Origin of the sequence: Stenotrophomonas sp. YAU14A_MKIMI4_1, assembly GCF_003086855.1 — a bacterium.
Lineage (GTDB): Bacteria > Pseudomonadota > Gammaproteobacteria > Xanthomonadales > Xanthomonadaceae > Stenotrophomonas.
The window spans coordinates 2,165,993-2,180,447 of the sequence record NZ_CP025998.1; the positions used below are offsets into that span (position 1 = coordinate 2,165,993).

Annotated in this window: 14 protein-coding genes; 6 read left to right on the forward strand and 8 right to left on the reverse strand. The window is 64.0% G+C overall.

Annotated features, from left to right (window positions below; genetic code table 11):
• The first annotated feature begins 52 nt into the window (after window positions 1-52).
• Together C1931_RS09930 and C1931_RS09935 are read left to right on the forward strand one after the other, a co-directional pair.
• On the forward strand, window positions 53-418 hold the full coding sequence (locus C1931_RS09930) for a hypothetical protein (protein WP_108756183.1): 366 nt from the start codon (window positions 53-55) through the stop codon (window positions 416-418).
• Window positions 419-445: 27 nt separating this feature from the next.
• Window positions 446-940, forward strand: a complete 495-nt coding sequence (locus C1931_RS09935; protein ID WP_108756184.1) for a hypothetical protein — start codon at window positions 446-448, stop codon at window positions 938-940.
• A 165-nt stretch (window positions 941-1,105) separates the two neighbouring features.
• Here C1931_RS09935 and C1931_RS20280 read toward each other — a convergent pair whose 3' ends face one another.
• The 7 genes from C1931_RS20280 to C1931_RS09965 all read right to left on the reverse strand — a co-directional run bounded on the left by C1931_RS20280 (window position 1,106) and on the right by C1931_RS09965 (window position 9,314).
• Window positions 1,106-1,396, reverse strand: a complete 291-nt coding sequence (locus C1931_RS20280) for a hypothetical protein (protein ID WP_159095468.1) — start codon at window positions 1,394-1,396, stop codon at window positions 1,106-1,108.
• A gap of 789 nt (window positions 1,397-2,185) precedes the next feature.
• Window positions 2,186-2,629 (reverse strand): hypothetical protein, encoded by a 444-nt coding sequence (locus C1931_RS09940; RefSeq protein WP_159095469.1) that lies wholly within the window; start codon window positions 2,627-2,629, stop codon window positions 2,186-2,188.
• Window positions 2,630-2,765: 136 nt separating this feature from the next.
• Window positions 2,766-4,268 (reverse strand): efflux transporter outer membrane subunit, encoded by a 1,503-nt coding sequence (locus tag C1931_RS09945; RefSeq protein ID WP_108756186.1) that lies wholly within the window; start codon window positions 4,266-4,268, stop codon window positions 2,766-2,768.
• A gap of 12 nt (window positions 4,269-4,280) precedes the next feature.
• Window positions 4,281-5,396, reverse strand: a complete 1,116-nt coding sequence (locus tag C1931_RS09950; RefSeq protein ID WP_108756187.1) for an ABC transporter permease — start codon at window positions 5,394-5,396, stop codon at window positions 4,281-4,283.
• Window positions 5,397-5,401: 5 nt separating this feature from the next.
• Entirely contained in the window at window positions 5,402-6,544 is a 1,143-nt protein-coding gene (locus C1931_RS09955) for an ABC transporter permease (RefSeq protein ID WP_108756188.1), read from the reverse strand.
• A complete protein-coding gene (locus C1931_RS09960; RefSeq protein ID WP_108756189.1) occupies window positions 6,541-8,319 on the reverse strand; it encodes an ATP-binding cassette domain-containing protein in 1,779 nt (592 codons plus the stop codon). Before C1931_RS09960 ends, C1931_RS09955 begins: the two co-directional genes overlap by 4 nt.
• Window positions 8,316-9,314: an HlyD family efflux transporter periplasmic adaptor subunit gene (locus C1931_RS09965; protein ID WP_108756190.1), complete on the reverse strand. Its 999-nt coding sequence runs from the start codon at window positions 9,312-9,314 to the stop codon at window positions 8,316-8,318. Before C1931_RS09965 ends, C1931_RS09960 begins: the two co-directional genes overlap by 4 nt.
• 126 nt (window positions 9,315-9,440) lie before the next feature.
• On the opposite strand from C1931_RS09965, the gene C1931_RS09970 reads away from it, so the two are divergent.
• Together C1931_RS09970 and C1931_RS09975 are read left to right on the forward strand one after the other, a co-directional pair.
• Complete coding sequence (locus C1931_RS09970; RefSeq protein WP_108756191.1) at window positions 9,441-10,106, forward strand: CerR family C-terminal domain-containing protein; 666 nt, start codon at window positions 9,441-9,443, stop codon at window positions 10,104-10,106.
• Between the two features lie 243 nt (window positions 10,107-10,349).
• A complete protein-coding gene (locus C1931_RS09975) occupies window positions 10,350-10,910 on the forward strand; it encodes a fasciclin domain-containing protein (RefSeq protein WP_108756192.1) in 561 nt (186 codons plus the stop codon).
• 93 nt (window positions 10,911-11,003) lie between these two features.
• On the opposite strand, the gene C1931_RS09980 is transcribed toward C1931_RS09975, so the two are convergent.
• Window positions 11,004-11,297, reverse strand: coding sequence for a hypothetical protein (locus C1931_RS09980; RefSeq protein ID WP_108756193.1), 294 nt, complete (start codon window positions 11,295-11,297; stop codon window positions 11,004-11,006).
• Window positions 11,298-12,062: 765 nt separating this feature from the next.
• Here C1931_RS09980 and C1931_RS09985 point away from each other — a divergent pair.
• Window positions 12,063-13,316, forward strand: coding sequence for a hypothetical protein (locus C1931_RS09985; protein WP_108756194.1), 1,254 nt, complete (start codon window positions 12,063-12,065; stop codon window positions 13,314-13,316).
• A gap of 222 nt (window positions 13,317-13,538) precedes the next feature.
• Window positions 13,539-14,363: an AraC family transcriptional regulator gene (locus tag C1931_RS09990; RefSeq protein WP_108756195.1), complete on the forward strand. Its 825-nt coding sequence runs from the start codon at window positions 13,539-13,541 to the stop codon at window positions 14,361-14,363.
• The last annotated feature ends 92 nt before the right edge of the window (window positions 14,364-14,455 follow it).

The window sequence follows — 14,455 nt, forward strand, 5'->3', positions numbered from 1 at the left end:
CGTCCGCCACCTTTATCGGTGGCGGCTTCTGCCTGCACGCAAGGAGCCCGCCATGACCGCACCCTACTCCCCTGCCCCGCACTCCATCCAGGAGCCGCCGGCAGCCGATCCCGCGCCAGACCCCAACACCCTCACCCAGTTGCTGCGCAGCATCGGCGCCGGTGCGGCCGCCGATGGCCAACCTTGGCCCGAACGCCACCCGCTGCGCAGTCGCCAGATAGCACTGGCCGATGCCGACTGCGCCCTGGCCGGCCAGCGCGTGGTGCAGGAGTTGCTGCTGGCCGCCGAGCGCGCCCGCCAGAACGGAGACCCCGACCAGGACGTGGGCGATCGCGTTATGGAGGGCCTGGCGATGGCCTGCCTCGCGCTCAACGTCTTCATCCAGGAACGCGTGCGGCCGCTCGGCGCGGGGTCGTGAGTGCGGTCATTCCTGGCGTCTAGCCTGATGGTTCTCGGCGCGCTGGCCGCTATTGCCTGCCTGCCATGGCCGCAGAGCGCAGCCGAAGAGAAGTGGGTATATCCGAAGGTTGGATTCGCAGAGTTCGAGAAGCTCTATGGCAGTGCGCACGAATTTGTTTCCACGCGCCGAGCAACGGGCTTCACGATCTACCCAGCGGATGCCGTTGCGCCCTCTTTCCAGGTGCGCTGCAAAGGCTTTCCCGTGCTGAGGGTGGAGCGCACAAAACCGACGGTCGCGCTGCGTCTGCCGGCAGACGCTCTACAGCGTGCGCCGGAATCTGAGGCGCTGTATCTGGATCTTCAGCATTTGCTGGCGCTCAACCAGATTGAGGGTGTCAGCATTCCCGATGGGCGGGCCCGGCCGTGGTGGCGGGCTGGGCCCCCGGTGCCGAAGGATGAGCGGTGTTCGGCGCCATCTGGTGGCCGGTTGATTGACTGGTACGGCGCCTTGCGTTCGGCTGTGCGGGATCGATTCTGGTGATGGATTGCTGCGGAGGGCAGTCGAGCAAGCTCGACTCTACCCAACCTGAAGAGCGTGACGTTCGCCGATCTATCAAATCTCTGCCTGATCGTGCAGTAGCTCAAGTCGTCGAAGCAATGCCCTCGTTACGGCGCCAATGTTCGCGTTGACGCTGTGACCTTGAGATCACTCCTTCGTTGCGCTCAGCTCCACGCCGCCGTCATATCCGACCAGGATGGCGCACAATTCACCATCAAATTTGTATTCAAACATCCAACCTTGCTTGAACTGCCCGCGTCCAGTAAATGCAGTTTCTGGATCCACCACACCGCTGCGCCCAAAGCATTCTTCAACGTTCTTGTCAGCAATATGCCTGGCTTCGACCTCTGACAGCGTGGAGCTAGTGCCACATCCCGCCAGACAAACAGCGGAAACAAGTAGGCAGTTGAAAGACGAGTGCCGCAACACGGTTCTCATTGAGTTCACCTATCCCCAGTCTCGTTGATCATCTTGCGGCCTCTGATCTGAATTCTGCACGGAACGCCAGCCCAATGGGCGGGCCTGGTCATGGTGGAGGGCCGGCCCCGCGGTTCCGATGGATGAGCGGTGTGCGTTGCCATCTGGCGGCCTGCTGATGGACTGGTAGCGTGCCCTGCGTTCGGTGGTGCGGGCGCCGGTTGAACGTGACCCGTTCTGCTGACGGGGTGCTGCTGAGGGCAGTCGAGCAAGCTCGACTCTACGGTTCGACGATCAGTCTCTGCGCGGCACCTCTCGCAAAAGAAGTGTTCGCCTCAAGTAGCCTGATGCACCACAGAATGCGATTGCTCCCACAACCCAACTTCCAAGCAATACCGAAGGCCAAAGGTCCGCAACCAATGCCGTTGCTCCGAACCTCTGGAAGCTCTGCAGAAGCAAGCGGTGCCCGTCATCAACTGCCAGATTGGAAAGCGTGACCGCCACAGTGCCGAATGCGAGCCCAGCAATCCCACCCGCCACCAAGCTGCGCGACATGCCACGCATACTTTCGCGTCGAGAGAGTACATGGAATGCGACCGAAAGAAACACGGAGAGAAGTAACACGTATGGAATACGCATCGCCGCTATCTTCATGAACGCGGATATCCATATCCACCCCGCAAAATTCACGAATGCAGATAGAGCGAAGCAGATCAATGCTGAAACAACTCTATCCCTTACTTGACTGGACATTTCGCGCCCTATGCGCTCTTTTGGAGCGTGCCTGGAAAGAAGCGTGGTGCCATCGGATCACACGCCCGCCACCTTGCTCAAGAGGCTGACCAGTACACCCTCGCCCATGCGCCTCGCCGCACGAATCGCAGGGTGAGCAGGCACCCGCAGCTGCGGGAGGTAGGCATGGCAGCCCGTCTTGTAAGTGAAGTGCTCGGCCATGAAGTACAGTTCAGCCGCAATGCTCTCCTCGTCAGCGCCCGCGCCATGCAGTCGCACGTAGCGCTCCAATGCAAGCGTAGTGATGCTTGCCCCCAGAATCTCTGTCTGTCGACTTGGATCACCCTGCCACAAGGCACGAACCCAACCCTCGTCTTCCGCATCCTCATCCGCGCTGAATGGCAAGATGAGCGTGCCATCGTGCAGGCTGCGTGCGCACCAGAAATCACCATGGCGTTCGCCCCAATAAAGGGGCGCCAGGTTGGCAAGAAATCCAACGATTGCAGTGCTTCGGTTGCTCAAGGAGCTTTCCCCCACTACCAGTGGTTGCCAATGAAAGTATGCCGTATAAGCGTTCCGTGAGCGGGTTCGCCAGCAGCGTTGTCAGGTGAGATATGGCGGAGAGCAGGATCGGGTCTGGTGATGGGGGCTGACGGATTCAGTCGAGCAAGCTCGACGCTACGGGGGCGTTGCCGATCGCTTTGTTTATGGCGACGTACCGGGTGCCCAAGCGGCCTTGGCTGGCGGTCAGATCGCGGCGCGTCTGCAGGTAGCTGCGCTGCGCGTCCAGGACAACTGTGAAATCGGTGATGCCGCCGTCGTAGCGCGCCTTGGCCAGCCGGTAGGCATCAGCCGCGGCATCGCTGCGGGTCTGCAGTTCCCGCGCCTGCCGCTGCTCGGCACCGTAGCTGGACAGCGCATCGTCGATTTCCTGCCAGGCCCTCAGCACGGCCTGCTGGTAGTTGATGGCGGCCCCCTGCTGCTGCAGTTCGCGCAGCTGCACGGTGGCCTTGCGCCGGCCGTGGTCGAAGATCGGAAGGTTGAGGCTGGGGCCGATGGACCAGGCACGGCTGCCCCAGTCGGAGAATTCACCGCTCAGATAGGACTCGTAGCCAAACTTCGCGCCCAAGCGGATGCTGGGGTAAAGGTCGGCCTTGGCGATGCCGATGCTGGCGGTGGCGCTGCGCAGTCGGGCTTCGGCGGCGCGGATGTCGGGCCGGCGCTGCGCCACTTCCGAGGGTAGCCCCAACGCAAGGTCAGGCAGCGCCACGGCGGAGTCAGTATCGCGCGGCGCAAGTTCGGCCTGCAGTGCGCCGGGGCGCTCACCCATCAGCAGGGCAATCTGGTTGGCGCTGGCCGCTTCCTGCGCCAACAGCGGTGGCAGCTGCGCGCTCAACGCCGCCAACTCGGCGCGTTGCCGTTGCAGGTCGGTATGGTCCAGCACCCCGCCTTCGACGCGCGCCTGCAGCAGCGCGGCGCGGTCCTGCAGTGCGGCGATATCCTCGCGCATCAGGCGGACCTGGCGTTGCGTGGTGCGGAGTTCAATGTAAGTGCGTGCCAGATCGCTGGCCAGGCTCAGGCGCGCCAGCTCGAGCAATGCTGCCTGCTGCCCCACATCGGCATCGGCCGCTTCCACCGAGCGCCGTACACGCCCCCACAGATCCAGTTCCCACGAGGCATCGAAACCGGCCTGGTACAGCGTGAACGGCTCGGCCAGCAGCTCAGTGAGGCTGGGATCAGCGCCGAGGATGCCGATCATGCGGGTGCCGGCGCCGTGCTCGCTCTGCCGCTGGCGGGTCGCGCTTCCGCTGGCGCTGACGTCCGGCCCGCGTTGCGCGGCCACGGTGTTGCGCTGCGTCCGCGCCTGGGCGAAGCGCAATGCGGCCGTGCGCAGGTCGGGGCTGCTGCGAAGGGCGCGCTGCTGCAGGGCGTTCAGCGTCGCGTCGGTGAAGGCCTGCCACCAGTTGGCGGGAAATGCCTGGCTGGCGTCAGCCGGAAACTGCAGCGAGGCGTCACCGCTACGCCAGCTCGTCCAATCGTCCGGCGCGGCGGGCGTGGGCTTGACGAAGTCCGGGCCCACGGCGCAGCCGGCGAGCGATACGGCAAGCACTGCGGAAAGCAGGGTGCGGACGGGGCGAAGGGAGCGACGTGGGGCGTGCATGACCAACCTCGATCAGGAAAGACGATTGCGGAACAGCCACGCCGCCAGTGGCAGCGACATGGCGCCCATCACCAGCAGGGGAATGAAATCGCGCCAGATATCCAGGAAGCCGGCGCCTTCCAGGTAGACCCGACGCACGATGCTCATGCCGAAGCGCAGCGGATTGACGTAGGTGGCGACCTGCAGGACCTCGGGCATGTTCTTCACCGGGGTCAACAGGCCAGAGAGCAGCATCAGCGGCATGATGAGCAGGAAGGTGTAGAGCATCGCCTGCTGCATGCTCAGCGATACCGCAGACACGGACAGGCCAACGCCAACCGTGGCGATGTTGAAGGTGACCAGGCCCACGTACAGCAGCCACACCGATCCGTTCATGGGAATCTGGAACCAGAACCGGATGACCAGGAAGATCAACGTGGATTGCAGCAGGCCGACCAGGATGGCAGGCACCGCCTTGCCGACCAGGATCTGGAAGGGTGTCAGCGGCGTGACCAGCAACTGGTCGAACGTGCCCTGCTCCCGCTCGCGGGCTACCGACAGGGCGGCGATCAGCAGCGTCTGCAGCATGCTCAGTGCGCCGATAAGCGCCGGCATCATGTTCCAGCGCGATTCCAGGTTGGGGTTGAACCAAGCGCGGCGCTCGATCATTACGCCGGCCGGTCCGCCGCCCAGCGATGCGTTGTAGCTGGCTACGATGGAACCGACGTAGGCCGATGCCGAACCGGCGGTGGAGGAATTCCGCCCGTCCAGGATCACCTGCAGCGGCGCGCTCTGGCCGGCATTCAGGCGCTGCTGGAAATCGGCGGGAATGCTCAGCACCATCAGCGCATCATTGCCATCGATCATCTGCGCGATCTGCGAGGTGCTGGTCAGGGTGGCGGCGCGGTGGAACACGCCGGTGCCGTCCAGCCTTGCCAGCAGCTCGGTCGAGGCCTGGCCCTGGCTGTGGTCGAGCACCGCGTAAGGTACGTTGGTCAAATCGTAGGTGGCGCCATAGCCGAACAGCAGCGCCTGCATCAGCGCCGGCGCAAACAGCGTGGCACGACTGGCCGGATCCTTCACCAGTGCAAGGATTTCCTTGCGGATAAGCGCGGCGATCTGGGCGAGGCTGGCGAACAGGGCATGCATCGCGGTCACCTGAGGATCTTGCGCAGCGTGTGCCGCGTGGCCAGCATCAAGACCAGCGCATACAGCGCCAGGATGCCGCAGTTGAGGAAGATGGTCGGCCAGTGATTGCCGGCCATGAACAGGGTCTTGATGAGCGCCATGAAGTGCGTGGCCGGCAGCAACTGGCTGATGACCTGGATCACCACGGGCACGTTGCGCAGGTCGAACACGAAACCAGAGAGCATCATCGCCGGCATGAAGCTGGCCAGCAGCGCTACTTGGCTGGCCTGGAACTGGTTGCGGGTCACGCCGGAAATCCACAGGCCCAGCAGCAGCGACACCATCAGGTACAGCAGGCCGGCAATGATGATGATGACCAACGAGCCGCGCATGGGCACATGGAACAGGAAATGTGCCGCCAGCAGGCACATGACCAGGTCGATGACCCCGATGACCAGGTACGGCGCGATCTTCGACAGCACGATCTCCATCGGCCGCACCGGGGTGACGAACAGCGACTCCAATGTGCCGCGCTCCCATTCGCGCGCGATCAACAGCGAGGTCAGGAAGCCGCCGATGAGGGTCAGCACCAGCACGATCAGGCCGGGGATCAGAAACCAGCGGCTTTCGCCGGCCTCGTTGAACCACATCCGCTGCACGATCTCGACCGTGCCCACGCCGCTGGCCTTGCCGCCAGCGCGATCGGCCTGCTGCTGCGCCCAGTGACCTATCGCGCCGTTTACATAGCCTTCGATTGTCTGCGCCGAGCTGGTATCCACGCCGTTGAGCAGCAACTGGATGCGGCCGTCACCGGCGCTGAAGCGGCGCGAGAAGTCGATTGGCACGCGCACGATGCCATCGACCTTGCCGGCCATCATCAGGCGTTCGGCCTCGGCCATGTCGGCGGCCAAGACCGGTGCGATATAGGGCGACCCCTGCAGGCCATCGACCAGTGCACGCGCCGTGGGCGAGCGGTCCTGCAGCACCACCGCAACCGGGGCATTCTTCACATCGAACGACAGGCCGTAGCCGAACAGCAGGATCAGCGCGACCGGCAGCAGCAGGCCGACCGCAAGGTTGCTCCTGTCACGCAGCATCTGCCGCACCTCCTTGCGCAGCAGCGCGCCGAAGCGGCGCCGGAATCCACCCTGGGTGTCCTGCGTACTCATGCAGCCACTCCTTCGGCCGCCTTGGCGCGGCCCTGTTCGACGATGGCGATGAAAGCGCTGTTCATGTCACCACCGGCCTCGCCCGCCTGCTCGCGCACCTGCTTGGGCGTGCCCAGCGCCAGCATCCTGCCGGCATCCTGGATCGCGATGCGGTCGCAGTATTCGGCCTCTTCCATGAAATGGGTGGTGATGATGATGGTCGTGCCGGCCTGCGCCAGTGCGGTGATCGTGCGCCAGAAGGCGCGGCGCGCCAGCGGGTCGATGCCGCTGGTCGGCTCGTCCAGGAACAGGATGTCGGGCTGGTGCAGCAGGCTGGCGGCCATGGCCAGGCGTTGCTTGTAGCCGCCGGGCAGCTGGCCACTGAGCGCCTTCGGTTCCAGTGCGAACTGAGCGATGATCGCGTTCACCCGCGCGTCCCGGGCATTGCCACGCAAGCCGTAGGCGCCGGCAAAGAACTCCAGGTTTTCCCGCACGCTCAGGTTGCCGTACAGCGCGAACTTCTGTGACACATAGCCGATGCGCGCACGTGCCTTGGCGCGGGCATTGCGCAGGTTCAGGCCGGCCACCTCCAGATGGCCGCTGGTGGCCGGCAGCAGCCCACACAGCATGCGGAACGTGGTGGTCTTGCCAGCGCCATTGGGGCCAAGCAGACCGAAGATCTCACCGCGGGCGACCTCGAAGGTGGTGCTGGCCACCGCGGTGAAATCGCCGAAGCGGCGCACCAGGTCGCGCACCACGATCACCGGCTTGCCGTCATCGCCAGGTGCATCGGCACTCGCTTCGTGCGGCGCCGCGTCCGCCGGTGCGCCCGCTTGCTCGTCGCCCTGGTGCTGGCGCAGCAGCATCATGAAGGCGTCTTCCAGCTCTTCGCGGCGGGGTTGCGCGGTCGCGCCATCCAGCAACGCGGCCACCCTGCCCTCTTCCGCATCGGGTTGGCGGATGAAGCGTACTGCGCCGCCACTGGGTACGGCGTCGACGATCAGCGCCTGCGCATCGATCAACCGCGCCTGCAGGTCGCGCGCCGGGGTCTGCGCCGGTGGTGGCACGACGAAGGTCAACCCGTGTGCGCGTGCGGACAAGGCCTGCGGCGTACCGTCGGCCAACACCTTGCCCTGGTTCATCACGAACACCTGCGCGCAGCGCTCGGCTTCGTCCATGTAGGCGGTACTGACGATCACGCTGAGCTGCTCATCGTCGACCAGCTGCTGCACGATCTTCCACAGTTCGCGCCTGGACAGCGGATCGACGCCGACACTGGGTTCGTCCAGCAGCAGAAGGTCGGGCGAGCGCACCAGCGTGCAGGCCAGGCCGAGCTTCTGCTTCATGCCGCCGGAGAGCTTTCCAGCGGGGCGGTCGGTGAAGCGCGCCAGGTCGGTCATCTCCAGCAGCCGGGCGAAGCGCTCGCGGCGCTGTTGCTGCGGCACACCGTGCAGATCGGCGTAGAGGTCCAGGTTTTCCTGCACGCTCAGGTCTTCATACAGGCCGAACCGCTGTGGCATGTAGCTGATGCGGTCCTGCACCGCCTGCGGGTCCCGCGCCACATCGATGCCGAGCACCTGCAGCGTGCCGGCATCGGGTTTCAGCAGGCCGGCCATCATGCGCAGCAGCGTGGTCTTGCCGGCACCGTCGGGGCCGACCAGTGCGGTCAGTTGGCCGCGGCGCACCTGCAGCGACACGCCATCGACCGCGTGCAGCGGCCCACCGGCCGGCGCCTCGAACGTCTTGCGCAGGTGGCCGGCGATGACGCTTGCGCCATCGGGCTCGGCCGGCTTCATTGCACGTCGCCACCCAGCGTGACGGTGGCCGGCTGGCCCAGTCGCAGTGCGTTGTCCTTGTCTTCCACGATCACCCGCACCTCATAGACCAGGCTGGTGCGCAGCTCCTCGGTCTGTACCGATTTGGGCGTGAACTCGGCCACGGCGGAGATGTAGCCGACCTTGCCGGTGATGGCCGTGCGGGGTGCGCTGTCCGTGGCGACGCGCGCGGACTGGCCGGGCTTGACCTTGCCCAGGTCCGGTTCGCTTACATACACGCGCACCCACTTCGGGCGGGTGATCGCCAGCGCGAATACCGGCTTCTGCGGGGTCGCCATGTCACCCGGCTCCAGCAGGCGCGAGCGCACCACGGCGTCAGAGGGCGCGAGCAGCTGGCCTTGCGCAACCTGGTGCTGGAGCAGGGCCAGCTGCGCCTGCGAGGCTTTGACCTGTGCTTCGGCGGCGGCGATGTCTTCGCGACGGGGGCCGATTTCGCTCAGGCGCAGGGCGTCCTGCTGCTGGGCCGCCTGCGCGTTGGCCACCTGTACGGCGGCGCGTGCGCGGTCCAGTTCCTGCGCGCTGACGCCACGATTATCCGTAGTGGCGGCGATGCCCTGCAGGCGGGCCAGATCCTTCTGCGCGCGTGCCGCTTCGGCCTGCGCAGCCGTGACGCTGCTGCGTGCCTGCGCCCGTTCTTCTGGGCGCGTGCCGTTCTTCAGGCGCAGCAGGTTCTGTTGCTGCACGGCGATCTGTGCCTGCGCCTGTTCGGCCTGCAGCGCCAGCGTCTGTGTGTCGAGCGTGGCCAGAAGTTGCTCGGCCTTCACCGCGTCGCCTTCGTCGACCTTCACTTCGGCCACGCGACCGCTGCCATCAAAGGCCAGTGAGACCTGGCGGATGTCCACGTTGCCGTACAGCACCAGCGCCCCGTCCCCCTTCGTGTCGCGGTGGTGGATCCATGCCCACGTGCCGAGCGCCAGCACGATGAGCAGACCAAGGCCGATGAGGGGCTTCTTCATGTCAGGGGATCCACAAAGTTGGAATGGAGACAGGATCAGGAGCTACGCCAGTGCAACGCTAAATTGAATTTAATTTTAGTCTGAGCGAAAATGCAAGCCGTACCTGATGCTGTGGATAGCCGAGGAATGAAAAAGCCTGCACGCGGACTTCGTTCGGATGGCGAGGCCACCCGGGCCCGGATACTTGTGGCCGCAGGTGAGCTGTTTGCCGTCACCGGCTATGCCGAAACCTCCAGCAAGGCGATCGCCGCCCAGGCCGAGGTGGATCTGGCATCCATCAATTACCACTTCGGCAACCGCAGCGGCCTGTACCAGGCGGTGCTGGCCGAGTGTCATGCCCAGCTGTTGGACAGGTCTGCTTTGCAGCAGCTGGTTGGCAGTGACCTGCCGTCAGCTTCGAAACTGCGTGTACTGATCGAACAGCTGGTGGCGCGCGCCATGCAGGAACCCCAGGCGTGGCAGCTGCGCGTGCTGGCCCGGGAACTGCTTGCGCCGACATCACACCTGCAGGTGCTTTTCCAGGACGAGGCCATGCCGAAGATGGCGCTGCTGAAGCAGATGCTTGCCGAGATTACCCGGATCCCGGTCGAAGACCCCGCACTGACCCGATGCCTGCTGAGCGTGATCGCGCCCTGCCTGATGCTCGTGGTGGGTGGGCGCAGTTTCCCGGGGCCGCTGCAGGAGGTCTTCAAGATGTCGCCTGACGCGACGGCAGAGCATCTCTACCAGTTTGCTATTGGGGGACTGGACGTGATCTCCCGAGAGTATGCAGAGCAGACCGGGATTCGATAGCGGTGCTGCGTACGACAGTCGAGCAAGCTCGACTCTACGTGGAGTGGCTGGCGCTCATTCGTCACACCATCCCAATGTGGTTGAACCATTCAGAAGATCTCTGATATTGGGCGCATCCAACCTCGGCTGCTGGCACGTAGGTATGTGGACAACGCGCCAGAGCTGCTTGCACTGGAGCGTGATCCGCAGGATTGCCTGCACCCATCCAGGGGCCTGATGGCCTCTGCAAGCGAGGACACACACATGCGTACCCAGATTCAGCGTCTTGCCATTGCCGCCGGCATTGCAGTTGCCTGTGCGGTACCCACTGCGTTTGCCGCCGATAACCCGATGGTGGGCGGCGTGCCGATGTATGCGAACAAGACGATCGTGGAAAACGCGTCCACCGCCAAGGACCTCAGCACGCTGGTAGCTGCGGTAAAGGCCGCCGGCCTGGTGGAAACCCTCAGCGGCAAGGGGCCGTTCACCGTATTCGCGCCCACCAACCAGGCGTTTGAAAAGCTTCCTGCCGGAACGGTCGATACGCTGCTGAAGCCGGAAAACAAGGCCAAGCTGACCAAGGTGCTGACCTATCACGTGGTATCGGGCACCTATACGGCCGCGCAGCTGACCGCGGCCGCGCGCGGCAATGGTGGCAGCAGCACGCTGAAGACGGTGCAGGGTGAGCCGCTGACCGTGAAGCTGCAGGACGGCAAGGTGTGGGTTCTCGACGCCAAGGGCGGCAAGGCATCGGTAACTACGGCAGACGTAAAGCAGTCCAACGGCGTGGTGCACGTGGTGGATACCGTGCTGATGCCTAAGTAACCCTTTGCGCGGCGCGGCGGGACAGCCCCCTGCCGCGCCTGCGCGCGCACCTTCCAAGGCCGCTGTGCGGATTTGGGTGCGCCAAGGAGGCGCTCACGCAGCGTCGGAAGCCGGAGATGACCATGCACGCAGCAGCGCAGGTTTGAACGCTTGTTGACCACAGCCGGTTGGGCAACGCACCACACTCACCGTGGCATGGCTGAGCAACCCCCGGTCTTCTTCGGCCTTGAATACCGTCTCACCGGACAAACAGCGCGCCACCAGCGAGTACAGGTTCACCAGGCGTCTACTGGCCGGATCCTGAAGCGTGTCCACAGCGAGAAGCTCGAACCGGCAGCTGTCCGGAGGCATGCGGTACTGGGCTTGGGCCAGAGCCTGTAGATTCATCAGGCGGCACTTTCGGAGGTCCGAAGTACCTTATGGAAGGCAATGTGGACTGCGTGTTGACTCTGCATGCGTGCCGCGTGTGGACCGGTGACAAAGCGCCGTTGGGGCAGATCCCGCACCCACAGCAAGATTCTGCAAGCGCCCTCCCCTACCAGCGCTCGCTCAAACCCAGTCACCGACACAAAACAGACGACCAGGTAGGCATATCCCCCCTGTACCGGCAACGTGCCAGCAGGCGTGTACGCCCAAGGAGACGTTATGCCTGGCCAGGAAGGCATTCGAGCTGAGAATGGTGGCGCGCGAGGCGCAAGGCGTCCTGCTGGGTGGCGTGCTGGGTCTCCGGCGCCGCAGGATAAGCGGTGTGCGTTGCCATCTGGTGGCCGGCTGATTGATTGGTACGGCGCCGTACGTTCGCTGTTGTAGGCCTTGGTGGAGCGGGATCGGTTCTGGTGATGGGGTGTTGACGCCTGGAGATGTGGACGAGATCCGTGTCGTATCCGGCGTTGCTGCGACGCTTGTGTCTCGTCGTCTCGCTGCCCCGATTCCCGCCCGCGGATAAGCCTGGAATCCGTCGCAACTCAAGGACTCTTCAGTGGCGGGGCGGATGCGATGATGTCAGAACCATTGCGTGCGTGCGTTGAGTTTGCCCTTCCGGTCTTGCCACGCATCGATAACCGGTGTACTGGTGCCGCGTGCGATGAGTTCATCGTTCGCCGTCAAGAACTCATTCCACATCGATACACAGTCTTCATTGGAGGAAGTCAGATGAGGGGAAGTGCCATCTGCATGGGAATGCTCGGGCTCATTGTCGCGGGCGGAGTGCCCAGCACATCAATCGCTCAGCAAGCAGCGCATGAAGTCGACCGGATGAAAGATCTCGACGAGGAGACTGCGGTTGCGGTGGCCTCTTTGCTCTCCAGCGTCGAATCTCTGTCCGTTGACGAAGCAATCAGGAGAATTCAGATCGAGGTCGCGGTGGCGCCTGAAATCCAGGATATCCGGCGAGAGTTCGCTGGGCGTTTGACGGAGATCAGCATTGAGCAATCGCCAGACTTCCATGTATCGGTAAAGCTGAAAGGAAGCAGCCCAGTGCCGCAGCGGCAATGGGCGACCAGCGCAGGTAGTGCGCGCGTAGAATTCTCCACCGGACATGCCTTCACCGAAGAGGAATTCTCCAAGCAATTGAAGGGCATTCGACTGCAGGCACAGAAATCCATCCCGGGCTTCATCGGGCTGACCGGCTATGCTGGCGACAACGCCGCTGACGTTCGCATTCGCGGGGGTGCGGAGGATGCGCAAAAGTATCAGGGAATTCTGTTAAAGCTCCAGCGTGCCTTTGGAGTGAAGCTTCGCTTCAAAACCCTCGAGGTTCCAGAAACGAACGCGATATATGCGATCGGCGGAGCTGTGTTACAAGCCAACAACTCCTACTGCACCACTGGCTTCACGGTGAAGCAGACAAGTACTGGCGCCAAGGGAATCATAACGGCGGGGCACTGTCCGGACGATCTGATCTACGGGAACTACGGAAGCAGGGAGGACGGCACCCTCGTGACCTTCCCTCTAGTATTCAAGGAGCAGAAGAACGATGCGCAGGCCGATGTTCAGTGGCATCAAGTGCCTTCCCCGCACACTCCGCTTCTTGAGGCCTACGCATCTTCAACAGTATCTACTCGCTTCATCAGGGCCGTCTACGATGCCCCGGCGGTCCGCGGGACAATCTGCTTCCGTGGTGCGCGCAGTGGATACAGTTGCGGCCTGGTTACATCGGTCACGCATACACCCGGCAATATCTGTGGCCCGACCGAATCCCTTCCTTGCGACGAGGTCTGGTTCAAGGTGGAAGGCAGCGAGCTTGCCTGCGGGGGCGGTGACAGTGGGGCTGCAATGTTCTCCGGCAACATTGGTTATGGGGTAGTCAAATCTTCACACTCTGCAACGCCGCTGCCCGGCGAGTGCATTACCCTGACTGGCATGCCCTTCAGTCGAGTAAGAGCTTGGGGATTCCAGCCAAACTAGCTATGCGGGTGTGGCCGCTTGAGCAGGCCAGATGACAGGCTATCGGGGGTTCAGTCGAGCAAGCTCGACTCTACTGTTGCGCGAACGTGGCATTCGGGGCACGAGCGGGTATTCATGAGCAAGCGGTTGGCGTGAGCATCCGCAACCACAGCAAGATTCCGCAAACGCCCTGCCCCGCCCTGCGCTAGGCTTCCACCCAGTCACCGACACGGAACAGGCACCATGGGAGCGGCACGCAAGGCCTTGTGGTACATCGAAAGCCACTTTGCCGAGAACCCCTCGCTGGCCCAGATCGCCGAGGCGGTCGACCTCTCGCCGTTCCACCTGTCTCGACTGTTCCAGGTCAGCACCGGCACGTCGATGGCGCGCTACCTGCGCGCGCGCCGACTGACCGAAGCGGCGCGCACCCTGGCTGCGGACGATGCGCCCATTCTGGATGTCGCCCTGGCCGCTGGCTATGCCTCGCATGCGGCCTTTACCCACGCCTTCACCGAACAGTTCAAGCTGCCGCCGGAACAGGTCCGCCGCAAGGGTCTGCACGGCCTGGCGCTGGTGGATGCCCTCAAGCTCGACGCCCCACCCCTGCCCTGTGCGGCGGAGCCGGTACGCCGCCGGCAGGGCCCGTTGCGGGTGGCCGGCATCTGCGCCCGCCATACCGCCGCGACTGTGGCGTCCATTCCCTCGCAATGGCAGCAGTTGGCGCTGACCCGCGAACTGGGCAAGGACATCGCCTTCGGGGTCTGCTGCAACCGTGATGGCGAGGGTGCCTTCGATTACATCGCCGGCATGGAGATCGGCGCGACCGCCGCGGTGCCTTCGCCATGGCAGGCCGTTTCCATTCCGGGCCGGGACTACCTGGTGGCGTGGCATGCGGGCCACATCTCGACCATCCGCTCCACCTGGTACTGGCTGTTGAACGACTACCTTCCCCGCTCCGGCCTGAGCTTGGCCGACGCCCCTGATTTCGAACGCTACGACGCCCGCTTCGACGACCGTACCGGCAACGGCGGCGTGGAAATCTGGCTGCCGCTGTTCGATCCGACATGAACCAAGGAGCTTCTTCCGTGCGAGCCCTGCCCTACGCCTGCCTCCTGCTGTCCTGCCTGTTCGCCCCGCTGGCCTGGGCGGCGACGCCCTCA

What these genes read in the sequence shown, in the direction of transcription:
- C1931_RS09930 (WP_108756183.1), top strand. Translation starts at nt 53, where the DNA reads ATGACCGCACCCTACTCCCCTGCCCCGCACTCCATCCAGGAGCCGCCG.
- C1931_RS09935 (WP_108756184.1), top strand. Translation starts at nt 446, where the DNA reads ATGGTTCTCGGCGCGCTGGCCGCTATTGCCTGCCTGCCATGGCCGCAG.
- C1931_RS20280 (WP_159095468.1), bottom strand. Translation starts at nt 1,396, where the DNA reads ATGAGAACCGTGTTGCGGCACTCGTCTTTCAACTGCCTACTTGTTTCC.
- C1931_RS09945 (WP_108756186.1), bottom strand. Translation starts at nt 4,268, where the DNA reads ATGCACGCCCCACGTCGCTCCCTTCGCCCCGTCCGCACCCTGCTTTCC.
- C1931_RS09950 (WP_108756187.1), bottom strand. Translation starts at nt 5,396, where the DNA reads ATGCATGCCCTGTTCGCCAGCCTCGCCCAGATCGCCGCGCTTATCCGC.
- C1931_RS09955 (WP_108756188.1), bottom strand. Translation starts at nt 6,544, where the DNA reads ATGAGTACGCAGGACACCCAGGGTGGATTCCGGCGCCGCTTCGGCGCG.
- C1931_RS09960 (WP_108756189.1), bottom strand. Translation starts at nt 8,319, where the DNA reads ATGAAGCCGGCCGAGCCCGATGGCGCAAGCGTCATCGCCGGCCACCTG.
- C1931_RS09965 (WP_108756190.1), bottom strand. Translation starts at nt 9,314, where the DNA reads ATGAAGAAGCCCCTCATCGGCCTTGGTCTGCTCATCGTGCTGGCGCTC.
- C1931_RS09970 (WP_108756191.1), top strand. Translation starts at nt 9,441, where the DNA reads ATGAAAAAGCCTGCACGCGGACTTCGTTCGGATGGCGAGGCCACCCGG.
- C1931_RS09975 (WP_108756192.1), top strand. Translation starts at nt 10,350, where the DNA reads ATGCGTACCCAGATTCAGCGTCTTGCCATTGCCGCCGGCATTGCAGTT.
- C1931_RS09980 (WP_108756193.1), bottom strand. Translation starts at nt 11,297, where the DNA reads ATGAATCTACAGGCTCTGGCCCAAGCCCAGTACCGCATGCCTCCGGAC.
- C1931_RS09985 (WP_108756194.1), top strand. Translation starts at nt 12,063, where the DNA reads ATGAGGGGAAGTGCCATCTGCATGGGAATGCTCGGGCTCATTGTCGCG.
- C1931_RS09990 (WP_108756195.1), top strand. Translation starts at nt 13,539, where the DNA reads ATGGGAGCGGCACGCAAGGCCTTGTGGTACATCGAAAGCCACTTTGCC.